The following is a 12,473-nucleotide window of genomic DNA, read 5'->3' on the forward strand; positions in this document are numbered from 1 at the left end:
ACCTTAACGAGCGCCCATCTGCGCCAATACTTCTCGCGGGATATCGTAGTCGTCGATGATGGACTGGTGGACGAACAAGCCACACAATTCGCGCTGGATGAAATAATGATGCGCCGCCTCGGCAGCGTTCTTGATCAGCGTCGCGCGATCACCCTCGTCGGCGGCACTGTGTAGCTGCGCCAGCGTGGCCGCCAGCTTTTTCCCCGACCGATCGAGCGACGCTGCCTTTTCCGCTGCGATCTCGTGCTGGAACGCTTGGTTCAGCCGGTCCGGCGCCACGGAAGGCCCAAGTCCCTGGGGAAGTCGCAGCGACATGACGGACGACTCCGCTGATGTGATTACTGACAGGCGCTCCTACAACACTGGGGCTGGTCAGCAAATAACACAATCGCGGCCGGGGCGGCGGCAGTCCTCACCTGCGCCTTCGACGCGCCGGTCGCCGGCGTGCTGTTCGTGATCGGGAAAACGCGGCGCCAGTTTGCCTGGCGGACCGGCACTTATATGGCCGTCATCCTGGTCACCGTGCTTTCGACGGTGATGACGCGCGGGATCGGCGGGACCATCGCGGAGCTTCCGATGAGTCCGGCGGAGGTGTTGCTGCCCATGCTGCCGTTGTTCGTGCTGCTGGGCCGGCTCCTGGGGGGGGCTTGGCGTCCTCCTCAATGCCGGGCTGCTGCGCGGATTGGCCTTTGCCGACGCGGCCCAAAGGCGCCTCTACTATGCCTATTTCGCCGCGATCGGGCTGGCGGTGGGGGCGCTGATGGTGCTGGTCCCGCAGGCGGCGACCGGTGGAGAGGCATTGATCCGGGGCTGGGTGAGCGCCGAAGCCGGCGTGCGCGTCATGCTGCTGCTGGCCACAGCACGGTTCTGCGTCATCGTGGCAAGCTATTCGACCGGTGTGCCGGGCGGAATCTTTGCCCCGATCCTGTCGCTGGCCGCCTGCGTCGGCGTCGCCTTTGCCCGTGCCGCCAGTGCGTTCCTGCCGGATGGCAGCTCCGCGACCAGCGCCTTTGTCATCGCGCCGATGGGCGGCTTGTTCACCGCCTCGGTCCGCTCGCCGCTAGGGTCGTCCTGACGCTGGAACTGACCAATGCTTACCCCCTGTCGCTGCCGTTGCTCACCACCTGCCTTGCGGCCAATTTCACGGCCTATTTGCTCGGCGGCAGGCCGATCCACGAAAAATTGCTCGATCGCATCCTGAGGCTCCCCGGGTCAGCGCCGACGCCCAAGAACGCGGCAGCTGGCTAAGGCTCCTAGGGCGCACCCTGTTCTACAGCCCGCCCTGAAAGGCGAAGGTGAAGCGGTAAGGCTCCGGCATTCCAACGGGCTTCCGCCGCGTCGGCACCGGGGTCGCGGTGATAAGCGTCAGCGCGCCGTCCGCCACAGCGACAGGCTCGCCCAGCGTCATCCTGAGCTGCTTTTCCCATCCGCCGCCCAGTACCGTTGCCCGCACGATCAGGCGGCCGGCCCAGACGCACAGCAAGTCGCTCGGGCAGCGACTGTCCTCGATAATCTCATCCACGCGGACGCGCGGCCCATCGACATAGGCCACTTGCCCCAGCCTCACCGGCCCTTCCACCGGGCGCATCGACGCACAGCCGCCCAGCGCCACAAGCGCTGCAATCCCCGCGCAGATCGTGCTTTTCATCGTCATCAGCCCTTGTTGGCCCCGCGTCGTAGACGATCAGAGCTGAACGGCAGGCACACCTTGGTCGCCAGGCACCAAATCGGATGCTATTGATCCGATTATCGGCATCCGCTAGACGGGCTGCCGTTCTTGGGGAGTAGCCACCCGGCCCCGGGGCAATCGTCAACATACTCGATCCCTGGGATCGTGGCGATTGCAGCAACCTTCGCGTTGCCAGGCGAGACCACGACACCGCCTTTCCGCGTTGGGCCGGGAGGGGTGGGTGTCGTTTGGTCGTTGGCCCCGGGATTTGATCAATAATGCCAGGAATTCTGACGCTCGGCGCCTTGGGCGCGAGCCTGTCCGTCGACGCATTCGCCGCGGCGCTCGGCAAGGGCGCGCAACAGCCCAAGGCCCGCTGGGGGGACGCGCTTCGGATCGGGCTGGTCTTCGGTTTCTTTGAGGCGGTGACGCCGGCGCTGGGCTGGCTCCTCGGCTACCTGGTCAACGACTGGATCGCCGACTGGGATCACTGGGCGTCGTTTGTCCTGCTGCTTGGCATTGGTGGGCACATGATCGTTCAGGCGCTGAAGGGTGACGGGACACCTCCCGCCGCGTCGACGGCAGCGCTCGAGCAGCCGAGCTACCTCAAGCTATCTCTCACCGCGATTGCGACCAGCATCGATGCGGCCGCCGTCGGTGTCACGCTGGCGCTGATGGACGTCAACATCTGGATCGCCTGCCTCATTATCGGGGGCACCACCAGCTTTGTCGCCACGGGCGGCGTGATGCTGGGCAAGCGCGTGGGAGCCTATCTTGGCAATTACGCCGCAATCGCAGGCGGCGTGGTCCTCGTCGTGGTCGGCAGCACGATCCTGTATCAGCATCTGTCTGCCTAGCGGCCCGCGTCATCCCGCCGTTGCCGTGCGCCGCGGCCGGACGATGGTCTACAGGACAAGGGTAAGGCCGGCACTCTCAGGGCAGATCGTCGGCCAGCCGCTCGATCGCCAGCGCGGTGGTGACCGACTGGAGGACATGCAGCGACCACCGCTCTGCCGCTTTCTTCGGGCCCGCCGCAAATTCGCCTTCGGTGATACCGAGCAATGGCGCGATCCCGGCGATGTTCACCACGTAAAGCCCCGTGCCATAGAGCGTTCCGAGAACCACCGGCGAGACCGTCGGAAAGGCACGGCGCAGCGGTGGATAAAGCGCGGCAAAACTCACCGACGCGCCGAGATGGTTGGTGAATTCGACCAGGCTCGTTCCCGTGTCGCCGATCACCTCGCGGGAACCGGTGGTCTCGTCGATCCAGTCGACCGCGTCACGATCCAGCGTCTTGTCCAGCACGCCCGTCTTCCGCCCGGCGAACATCGCGGCTGTCGTCACGACCCCGGCCAGCAGCCCTGCGGCGATCACGGCATTGCGCGTCTTCATCAGTCACTCCCTTGTTCGGCACCAGGACAACCCGGCAGGCGGGCGGAAGGTCCAGCGAGCGCGGCGCTGGCACTCCGGCAGAAAAGCGCCCCGCGTCGGTGCCGGGGCAGTGGCACCGTCGCAGGACGAGGAGGACACACAGGGAGGTTGCTCAGGATACTTCAGTCATGGGCCGCACCGTTGATGCCGCAGCCGTTCGGTGCCGGGAGTTGAGGGCAGGACTTTCCCGGCCGCCGGCCGGCCCCGACGTGCCTGGTGCGGCGATACGGCACGTCAGTTCAGCTTGAAGCGAAGGCCAGCCCCGACGATCGACTGGTTGGACTCCACCCCGAGCCGTGCGGGCAACAGGTTAAGGTCGACATTCGCGCGCCCCTCGGTGCGGCGATAGGTGTACTGGGCGAACAGGTCGACGCGCGGCGACACCTGGTAGGTTGCGCCGGCCATGAACTGATAGGCGAAACGCGTCTGGTCATCATTCGCCACGTCGACGCCCGACGGGCGATATTCTACGTCGACCCGCTGCATACCAAGGCCCGCGCCCAGATAGGGCTGGAACGCCTCGGCACGGTTGAAATCGTAGAAGACGTTGGCGAAAGCACCCAGGTTCTTCACCTTGCCGCGACCGTCGTTGATCACCTGCCCGACGGTAGGGTTGCCGGCGGCCGGGGCACCGCGCGTGAGCACCGACACGTCAAGGCCGTCGATCTCCGTTCCGCCGACGCTGAGGTTGCGGTGACGCCGCACGTCATATTGCGAGTAGGCCACCTCCAGTTCGGTCCGGAAGCCGTTGTCGAAGCGCGCGCCGATTTGGCCCGAAATGTTGAAACCGCTCTTGAACCGGGTCGTCCAGGCCAGCGGCGTGCCCGATGCGATCGCCGGATAGTCCGGGGTCGCGGCAACATCGCTGGTGAAGCGGCCACGATTGGCGGAATCCTCCGGCAGCGACAGACCGCCGCTGACGCCCACGTACACATCCTGCGCTGCCGCCGGCATGGCAAGCACCACCGCCGGTGCTGCCAGCAAATAGGCCAGTTTCCGCATATCAATCCCCTTAATCAAAGCCACATGAGCAGCACGTGCCGAAAGGCTGCGCCGCCCGGTGCCGATGTGCGGGACACAATCGAAACGACAAGACTGCACATCCATGGGTGTTCGGACATCTTGACTTTGGCAAAATAGGTGATCTCACGGCGTCGCATCAACTAGACTTGCGTGGCTAGCGTGATAACTGCGCTCGACGAGGCGCTGCGCCGCCAATGGAAACGAACTGTCTGGGCAGGGTAGGAAGAGTGCGGCGCAACATGCTGCGCAACATCTTGTAATTTGCATTGCGCGCGATGGAATGCAAAACCGGCGACCATGTCGCCGCTCGAGATGATCTCCGGCAGCTCCGTCGCCGCGGTTATCAGCGACCCGACGCTGCCCGACACGCCCATCGTGGCTTGCAATGACGCCTTCAGCGCGTTGACCGGCTATGCTGCCGAGGAAGTGATCGGGCGCAACTGCCGGTTCCTCCGGGGCCTCGATACGGAGCTGCACCTGACCGAGGAATTGCGCTGCGCGGTGCGTGACCGGCGCACGACGCTGGTCGAGATCCTGAATTATCGCAAGGACGGCAGCCCCTTTCGCAATGCAGTGATGCTCGCCCCGATCTTCGAGGCGGACGGCGCGCTGCGCTTCATCCTGGGCTCTCAGTTCGACGTGACCGCCGGGCGACCGACGACGGGCGGGCGCTGCGCGATCGAGCGCCTGTCGTCGCGCCAGCGCGACGTGCTGCGGTTCATGACCGGGGGGCTAATGAACAAGCAGATCGCCTATGAAATGGGGATCAGCGAACGGACCGTGAAGATGCACCGCGCCGCGCTGCTGAAGGCGCTGGGGTGCCGGACCGCGGCGGAGGCGATCCGCACGGCGGTCGAGGCCGGGTTCTAGTCACCCGCATCGGGCTCCGGCCTTTCGACCGGAGCCCTCCGCAGGGACCAGGGGTAGCGACAGGGGTAGTAGCAGGGGTAGTGAGCAGCGCGCCGTTACGCGCTGGGGAGCAGCACCTTGTCGATGACGTGCACGACGCCGTTCGACTGCTGAACATCGGCCATGCTGACCGTTGCAGTGCCGCCGGCCGCGTCAGTGATGATGACCTTGTCACCCGACATGCTCGCGGTAAGCGGCGCGCCCTGCACGGTCGTCAGCATCGCCTTGCCACCGCCGGCTCGGATCTGGCGCGCAAGGTCAGCCGCGGTCACCTTGCCCGACACGACATGATAGGTGAGGACACCGGTCAGCTGCGCCTTGTTCTCCGGCTTCAGCAGCGTGTCGACGGTGCCCGCCGGAAGCGCGGAAAAGGCCGAATTGGTCGGGGCGAAGACCGTGAACGGGCCAGCGCCGTTCAGCGTGTCGACCAGCCCTGCGGCCTTTACCGCGGCGACGAGCGTGCTGAGATCGGGCAGCGCCGAGGCGTTCTCGACGATGGTTTTGGACGCGGTGGCAGCGGTTGCGGCCGTCGTCGCCTGCGGCTCGGCATAAGCGGGCGGGGCCGTTATCATGCCTCCCGCCGCGAGGATCATCAGATTGCGAAGCGCGGACACGTTGGTTCCTTTCCTTTCAGGTTCCAGATGCCGCTGCCAATGCATGTGACGCACGCCGGTTTCACGGCTCAACTTCACTGTTCTTTGCAGAACTGTGCCGCAAGTATCCGCGATCACAAGATTTGTTCAGAGATACTCCCGCTAACCTGTCCTTAAGTACAGGTGCCACCCGCCCTCACCTTGCCGGCCGCGCAAAGCTCCCCGCCGCTAGCCAGCCGAGCAGCGCCGCCCCGCCAAGCCACAGCATGAACGCCGCGCTGTTGCCCAGCGCAATGCAGCCAAGCGCCGGCGCACAGGCCCAGCCCACCAGCAACGATCGCGCCCGCCCGGTCGCGCCCCCGCCCTGCCCCGCGGCGCGGCGGCGCTTGGGATCGTCGCGGCACAACAGAAGGACGGCGGGCGCCGACAGCGCCAGTGCGACGAGGGCAAGCGCCAGCGTGCTCACGCCTCCACCGCCTCCATCCGCCGCGGCCGCTCGGGCAGCGTCAGCGGGCGCGCCTGCCAGCACCCCCGCAGCAGCCAGCCGCCAGCAACGACAAAGGCCAGGTCAAGTGCGGGGATCACCGCCTGGCCCGATGCGATCGCCGCGGTCCAGCCCGGCCCGCCCGCAGCGACAAGCCGCAGCAGCGGCAGCATCAGCATCACGAGGCCGGTCGCACCCTTCAGCATGAGCGTCAGCGCATCGTTGCTGCGCGCCACCACGCCAGCGATGATCGCCACTGCAGACGCAATCAGAAAGGCGGTCGTCGTCCAATAGACCGCGCCGCCCTGCGGCATCGTCACGAGGAAGCCGGCCGCGGCCACCACCAGCCCCAGCGGCAGGCCAAACGCCACCACGGTTAGCGTCCGTTCGAGCCACGCAAGCGACCGCGCATCCTCACGCCGCCGCACCACCCACAACCGCATCCCGGTATAGGTGACGTAGCACATGGCAAATCCCAGCCCGAACCAGATCGCCTTGGACAACAGCCCCGCGAAATTGCCGAAATGGAGCGGCCCCATGATGCCGACCAGCGTCCCCCCGGCGGAGGGCCCCGCGCCGACCTGCGGCTTGGCGCGGATGAACTCGGCCGTGGCGCCGTTATAGAGCAGCGCAACCGGCTTCAGGTCGCCTTCCCGCGGATTGTGATAGCTGGTCACCGTGGCGTCGGCGCGCCCGAAATTCTCGATCGCGACAAAGGTCGGCACTTCGCCCGTGCGCCGGATCGCATCGCTGGTGATCCGGTCGAGGTTGCCGCTCGCCGCCGGGCGCGGATCGGGCGTGCCGGGATTGCCGAAGACGGCATGCTGCAGCGCCTCGACATCGCCGCCGAACGCCGCCGTCGCGACGACCGGAAGCCCGACCGTGCCGTAGAAGGAGAAGAAGCTGCCGGTGAACGCCAGTACGAAGGCGAACGGCAGGCTCCACGTGCCCGCCACGCTATGGCGGTCGCGCGTCGCCAGCACCGGCTTGGCACCGCGGCGCAGGGTGAAGATGTCCTTGAACAGATGGCGGTGGATCAGCAGCCCCGAAATGGCGGCGACCAGCATCGCCAGCCCCAGGATCCCGGTCAGCACCAGCCCCCATGGGTTGGGCACATGCAACCGGACGTGCGTGTCGACCAGGAAGGTGCTCAGCGCATCGTCGTTGCGCGGCCCGAACAGGTCGTCGATATTGCCGGTGGTGGCGTTCAGCACCCGCCCCTGATGGTCGAGCTGGTAGAAGACGCCGGCCTCGGTCGGAACTCCGTCAGCGCCCGTCTCGTGCCGGTGGAAGAACACGCCCAGGCCATGGTCGCCGGTCTCCCAGATGTTGACCGCTTCCTGATACTGCCGCGGCGTCTGCGCGGTCAGGCGGCGCAGCGTGGCGTCGACCGGCTGCGCGAAGGAGGATTTGGTCGCCACATGGCCCGCCGACCAGGCGCCGATCTCGTGCGCGAACACCGCCGCCGTGCCGGTCAGCACCACCGCATACAACAGCAGGCCGAGCAGGATGCCCGACCAGCCGTGGACCGCGACCATCGCCTTGGTCTGATCCTTCCTCAGTTGAATCATAGGTTCCTCTCCGCGGCAGGGGGCCCGGCCATCATGCGGGTGGCGACCAGTCCGCCATGGACCAGCAGCAATGCGCCAGCGACCAGCGCGACTCGCGTCAGGTTACGATCAAGGCAGGCGTGAAAAAACAGCAGCGCCCAGATCAGCGGCGCCATCACCAGCGGAATAGCCAGATTGTCGATTCCTGCGGCGCCGCCCGGCAGCCACAGCGGCATGCCGGCCAGCAGCGCCAGCGTCACGATGATCGCGCCCGGCCCGGCGAGCAGGATTCGCGCCCATCGCTGGCGGGCGTTCGGCTGCGCTGAAGGGGTCGGCTCGGCCATGGCGCAGCGAATAGAAACACGATCCGCCGATGGCAAGAAAAATGCTATTGATAATCTTTCGCACGCATTTAGAGGGCGCCGGCAACGAACGATTACATTTCTCGAAAGGGCGGACATGGCGAAACTGATCGTAGCGGCGGGGGTAGCAAGCGCGCTGCTGAGCCAGACCGCTCTGGCGCAGGAGGCTGCGCTCACCCCGTCCGGCGCCCCCGCCTCTGCCCCCGCCGCTACCCAGCAGACCGACGCGGCCACCACGCCGGAGGACGAAATCGTCGTCGTGGGCAGCAATGCCGGTACCAAGACCGAAACCCCGCTGACGCAGGTGCCCCAGCCGCTGACGATCATCGATTCGGGCACCTATCTTTCGCAGGGCGCGATCAACATCAGCGACACGGTGAAATACGCCGCCGGCGTGCTCGCCAACCCCTATGGCCGTGACACCCGCGTCGACGGGTTCAACGTGCGCGGCATCAATGCGCTGCAGTTCCGCGACGGCATGCGCGACATCTTCTCTTATTACGCCAGCATCACCTCGGACCCGTATAACTTTTCCCGTGTGGAAATCGTGCGCGGGCCTGCCTCGGTTCTGTTTGGCCAGGGGTCGATCGGCGGCCTCGTCAATCTGGTGTCCAAGGTGCCGGAATTTCGCACCGGCGGCGAACTCAACCTCGTCTATGGCAATTACAACCGCAAGGAAGCGCTGGGCGACGTCAACCTAGCCGTCACCGACACGCTGGCGGTGCGCCTGGTGGGCCGCGTGCGCGATGCCGACACCTATGTCGACAACGTCCCCGATGACCGCGTGATGGCCGCGCCGTCGATCCGCTGGCAGCCGACCGCCGCGACCGACATCATCCTGACCGGTCTGTACCAGGAGGACGATACCGGCTCGACCTCGCAGTTCCTGCCGATCGTCGGCACCTTCCGCCCCAATCCCGCAAACCCGGGCGCGCGGCTCGATCCCTATACGTTCGTCGGCAAGGCGGGGTGGGATCGCTACAACGGACGCTCACTGCAGGGCGGCGGGCAGCTGGTGCACCGTTTCTCCGACAATGTCCGGCTCAGCCTCAAGGCGCGCTACATCGACAGCGACCTCGAATATTTCACCCATTATGCCGACAGCTACACCAACCCGACCGATCCCTTTTCGGTCTATGGCACCGACGGTCGCCATATCGGCCTGACCGCTGATGCCAGCGACGCGCGGATGAACGTCTTCTCGACCGACAACAATCTGCAGTTCACTTTCAACACCGGCGCCAATGTCGAACACACGTTGCTTGTCGGGCTGGACTATAGCTGGAACAAGGTCGGAAAGCGGGGCGTAGCGCTGTCGCCTGCGCTGGAGGTCGTCGACCTCTATGACATCGATTACGATGCACTGCTGACCTACGATCCGACGGGTCCGTTCGTCAATGAATCGCAAAAGCAGCTCGGTGTGTACGTGCAGGACCAGATCCGTCTGTTCGACCGTGTCTCGGTGATCGTCGGCGCCCGCCGGGACCATGTCACCAATTCGTCGGGGCAGGAAGACAACGCCACCACCTTCCGTGCCGGCATTATCGGGGAGATCGGCGCCGGCATCTCGCCTTTCTTCAGCTATACCGAAAGCTTCCTGCCGATCGCCGGGCGGCTGTCCGGGCCCGGCGGTGTTCCGGGCAATCCGTTCAGACCGCAGACCGGCACGCAATATGAAGCCGGCGTGAAGTGGCAGCCCGCGCCCACCACGCTCGTCACCGTCACCGGATTCCACATCAAGGAGCGCAACCGCGTCCTCTACCTCGCCAACAACGTGACCACTCAGTCCGGCGAGCTCACGACCAAGGGGTTCGAATTCGAGGCCAGCCACACGCTGCCGGGCAATTTCGAACTGCTGCTGAACTACGGCTACAGCGAGCTGGATTCGGAAGTGAACACCAGCCTCGATTACATGCCGCGGCACACCGCATCCTTGTGGTCGACGAAGACCTTCGCGACCAGCGCGGACGGTCCGCAGCTGCGGCTCGGTGCCGGCATCGTCTACAGCGGCAACAGCAAGTCGACCGGCCCGCTCGATCCTTATGCCCTCAACCCCGCGATTGCGCCCGGCACGCTCTACACGATCGTGACGCCCGCACGTACTACCGTGGACGCGCTGGCGGAGGTCAGCTGGAACCAGTGGCGTCTCGCGGTCAACGCGACCAATCTGTTCGACGAACGCGCCTTCGCCTCCTGCCTGGCGCGTGGCGACTGCTTCATGGCCGCGCCGCGCAACGTCATGGCGACACTCGGCTTTCGCTTCTGATCGGTTTCGGCGGCGCATTTCCACCATGCGCCGCGCGATACGTGCATCTCCCGATATGCCGTGGCTTGGGCCGCGCTTATGTCGCGGGTGTCGGTAAAGAGTGATCCGGCCAAAGAGAGTGAGGCGATATGAAGTATTTCATCGGGACCGCGCTTGCGATCCTCATCGCTGCGCCCGCTGCGGCGCAATCCGCCGGGGCGATCCAATCCAGCGGTCGCGTCGAAGCCCGGTTCGGCTGGGACCGGGGTGAGTTCAAGACTGAATTTCGCGACCCTCTGGTAGACATTTCCGACAAGAACGGAAAGAGCGGCGTCACTTACGGTATCGAAGCGGGCTATGACTATGTCACCGACAGCCGGTTCCTGGTTGGCGGCTATGTCGGGGTCGAGGGATCGTCCATCAAGGACTGCGACACCAGCCCGTTCGGCGATCGTGCCTGTCTGAAGGGCGGACGCAATTTCACCGTCGGCGCACGGGCGGGCTACGTCACGGACCAGGGCGTCGTCTATCTTAAGGGCGGCTATTCCAACGGCCAGCTGAAGTTCGAGGCCGATGATTTCGTCGATGACGAACGGGTGCGGTTCAAGGACAATCACGGCGGCTTCCATCTGGGTGCCGGCGGCGAGGTGATGGTCGCCAACAACGTCTATGGAAAGCTCGAATACGTCTTCACCAACTATTCGGCTGACAAGTTCGACGACGGCATCACCTATTCCAAATTCCGTCCGCAGCGGCATCAGGTCGTGGCCGGCATCGGCATTCGTTTCTGATGAATGCAGCGGCACGACCGCAGCGGACATCAGGATATAAACATATCTTTATATCGGCATTGACAGGGCTGGTTGGATGATGTTCAACCGGCCCTGTCGAGGTTCCCCATGCCAGGCGTGGCGATGGGGCTAAGACGGGAAGCCGGTGACGTTCCAGAAGGGGGCGGATTCCGGCGCTGCCCCCGCAACTGTGAGCGGAGAGCGGCAGTTCCATTTCGTGTCACTGGGCCCTGTAACGGGTCCGGGAAGGCCGGAACTGCCGTGTTGACCCGCAAGCCAGGAGACCTGCCTCCGACGCGATAACGTTCCTCGGACGGGGGTTCCTCCGGTGGATCGCGCCGGAGAACCGTGGATGGTGACTGCCATCGCGGACCATCGATGACGTGCGCGCTCCCTCTGGCTCCCCTGTTCGTACAACAGCAGGTGAGTCATGACGAACAGCGGTTTCACGTTCACGACCAGCAGCATCCCTTTTGACGAGGACTATCAGCCCGGCGACAGTACGCGGCTGACCACCAACTTCGCCAATCTGGCGCGGGGCGAGGCGCGGGCAGAGAACCTGCGCAACACGCTGCGGATGATCGACAATCGCTTCAACGCACTGATGCACTGGGACAATCCCGGCGGTGATCGCTACGCCCTCGCGCTGCGCATCGTCTCCGCTCACCTGGCGATCACCGATGGCGACCCGGTCGGCCTGCCGCTGATCGAGATGCTGGCGACGACGGTGCTCGACCGGCAGAGCGGCGCGTGGACCGACGGCATGACCGGCAACAGCCTGTCCTCCTACATCCGCGACTATGATTTCAGCATCCGCCTGCCCGATTACCAGCGGCGCAGCCCATGCGGCGGTGCGCCGGAGGGGTTCGGCGAGTTACATGGCAAGCTGTTCCGGCACTTCTTGGGCTCCAGCGCCTATCGCGACCAGTTTGGCAAGCCGCCGGTGTTCTGCCTCAGCGTCTCCAGCCGCGAGATCTATCATCGCACCACCAACTCCCACCCGGTCCTGGGCGTGGAGTATCGATGCGAGCATCACTCCGCGACCGACAGCTATTTCGCCAAGATGGGCCTCGCGGTGCGCTATTTCATGCCGCCGCACGCCGCCGCCCCGCTCGCCTTCTACCATCAGGGCCGGCTGCTCGACGATTATACCCATGTCGAACTGGCCAGCACCGTCGCGACGATGGAGACCTTCCAGAAGATCTACCGGCCGGAAATCTACAACGCCAATTCGGTCGCCGCGCATGACTATCGGCCCAGCCTCACGCGGCAGGATTATTCGCTGACGCGCATCGCCTACGACCGCGAAGAACGCAGCCGCCTCGCCGTCGCGCAGGGCCGCTTTGCCGAGGAACATGTCATCCGCCCGCATGGCGCGATGCTCGAACAATGGTCAGCGACGTGCGGCCTGTGACC

Annotated in this window: 13 protein-coding genes, 1 pseudogene and 2 riboswitches; of the genes and pseudogenes, 6 read left to right on the forward strand and 8 right to left on the reverse strand. The window is 65.2% G+C overall.

Translation table 11 applies throughout. The features are described 5' to 3' along the window. Positions 1-3: 3 nt before the first annotated feature. Positions 4-315: a DUF6665 family protein gene (locus CA236_RS13880; RefSeq protein WP_125946033.1), complete on the reverse strand. Its 312-nt coding sequence runs from the start codon at positions 313-315 to the stop codon at positions 4-6. 337 nt (positions 316-652) lie between these two features. Here CA236_RS13880 and CA236_RS19285 point away from each other — a divergent pair. Beyond that, positions 653-1,075, forward strand: a pseudogene (locus CA236_RS19285) (chloride channel protein); the annotation flags it as partial. A 195-nt stretch (positions 1,076-1,270) separates the two neighbouring features. Here CA236_RS19285 and CA236_RS13895 read toward each other — a convergent pair. After that, entirely contained in the window at positions 1,271-1,654 is a 384-nt protein-coding gene (locus tag CA236_RS13895) for a hypothetical protein (RefSeq protein WP_231621844.1), read from the reverse strand. Between the two features lie 113 nt (positions 1,655-1,767). After that, a riboswitch (yybP-ykoY riboswitch) is annotated at positions 1,768-1,942 on the forward strand. A gap of 5 nt (positions 1,943-1,947) precedes the next feature. On the opposite strand from CA236_RS13895, the gene CA236_RS13900 reads away from it, so the two are divergent. Further along, positions 1,948-2,526, forward strand: a complete 579-nt coding sequence (locus CA236_RS13900; protein ID WP_046407491.1) for a manganese efflux pump MntP family protein — start codon at positions 1,948-1,950, stop codon at positions 2,524-2,526. Positions 2,527-2,602: 76 nt separating this feature from the next. Here the strand turns inward: CA236_RS13900 and CA236_RS13905 are convergent, their stop codons facing one another. Together CA236_RS13905 and CA236_RS13910 are read right to left on the reverse strand one after the other, a co-directional pair. Then, positions 2,603-3,061, reverse strand: a complete 459-nt coding sequence (locus CA236_RS13905) for a hypothetical protein (RefSeq protein WP_046407489.1) — start codon at positions 3,059-3,061, stop codon at positions 2,603-2,605. A 273-nt stretch (positions 3,062-3,334) separates the two neighbouring features. Further along, positions 3,335-4,102: an outer membrane beta-barrel protein gene (locus tag CA236_RS13910; protein WP_164518946.1), complete on the reverse strand. Its 768-nt coding sequence runs from the start codon at positions 4,100-4,102 to the stop codon at positions 3,335-3,337. A gap of 318 nt (positions 4,103-4,420) precedes the next feature. Between CA236_RS13910 and CA236_RS13915 the strand changes: the two genes are divergently transcribed. After that, positions 4,421-4,993, forward strand: a complete 573-nt coding sequence (locus tag CA236_RS13915) for a LuxR C-terminal-related transcriptional regulator (RefSeq protein WP_241212666.1) — start codon at positions 4,421-4,423, stop codon at positions 4,991-4,993. A gap of 95 nt (positions 4,994-5,088) precedes the next feature. On the opposite strand, the gene CA236_RS13920 is transcribed toward CA236_RS13915, so the two are convergent. The 4 genes from CA236_RS13920 to CA236_RS13935 all read right to left on the reverse strand — a co-directional run bounded on the left by CA236_RS13920 (position 5,089) and on the right by CA236_RS13935 (position 8,003). Further along, complete coding sequence (locus CA236_RS13920; protein ID WP_241212670.1) at positions 5,089-5,604, reverse strand: fasciclin domain-containing protein; 516 nt, start codon at positions 5,602-5,604, stop codon at positions 5,089-5,091. A gap of 217 nt (positions 5,605-5,821) precedes the next feature. Beyond that, the gene (locus tag CA236_RS13925; protein WP_125946036.1) at positions 5,822-6,091 is read right to left on the reverse strand and encodes a hypothetical protein; all 270 of its coding nucleotides are present in this window, start codon (positions 6,089-6,091) and stop codon (positions 5,822-5,824) included. Then, positions 6,088-7,680, reverse strand: a complete 1,593-nt coding sequence (locus tag CA236_RS13930; protein WP_125946037.1) for a PepSY-associated TM helix domain-containing protein — start codon at positions 7,678-7,680, stop codon at positions 6,088-6,090. Before CA236_RS13930 ends, CA236_RS13925 begins: the two co-directional genes overlap by 4 nt. Beyond that, the gene (locus CA236_RS13935) at positions 7,677-8,003 is read right to left on the reverse strand and encodes a hypothetical protein (protein ID WP_125946038.1); all 327 of its coding nucleotides are present in this window, start codon (positions 8,001-8,003) and stop codon (positions 7,677-7,679) included. Before CA236_RS13935 ends, CA236_RS13930 begins: the two co-directional genes overlap by 4 nt. A 115-nt stretch (positions 8,004-8,118) precedes the next feature. Here CA236_RS13935 and CA236_RS13940 point away from each other — a divergent pair, with 115 nt between their 5' ends. The 3 genes from CA236_RS13940 to CA236_RS13950 all read left to right on the forward strand — a co-directional run bounded on the left by CA236_RS13940 (position 8,119) and on the right by CA236_RS13950 (position 12,471). Beyond that, positions 8,119-10,287, forward strand: coding sequence for a TonB-dependent receptor (locus tag CA236_RS13940; protein ID WP_125946039.1), 2,169 nt, complete (start codon positions 8,119-8,121; stop codon positions 10,285-10,287). Between the two features lie 128 nt (positions 10,288-10,415). Continuing rightward, positions 10,416-11,057 carry an outer membrane beta-barrel protein gene (locus CA236_RS13945; RefSeq protein WP_125946040.1) on the forward strand — a complete coding sequence of 214 codons (642 nt, stop codon included), beginning with the start codon at positions 10,416-10,418 and terminating at the stop codon, positions 11,055-11,057. An 82-nt stretch (positions 11,058-11,139) separates the two neighbouring features. Then, a riboswitch (cobalamin riboswitch) is annotated at positions 11,140-11,365 on the forward strand. 122 nt (positions 11,366-11,487) lie between these two features. Then, complete coding sequence (locus CA236_RS13950; protein ID WP_125946041.1) at positions 11,488-12,471, forward strand: putative oxygenase MesX; 984 nt, start codon at positions 11,488-11,490, stop codon at positions 12,469-12,471. Positions 12,472-12,473: the final 2 nt, after the last annotated feature.

It is taken from the genome of Sphingomonas sp. ABOLG, from assembly GCF_003950435.1.
Lineage (GTDB): Bacteria > Pseudomonadota > Alphaproteobacteria > Sphingomonadales > Sphingomonadaceae > Sphingomonas > Sphingomonas panaciterrae.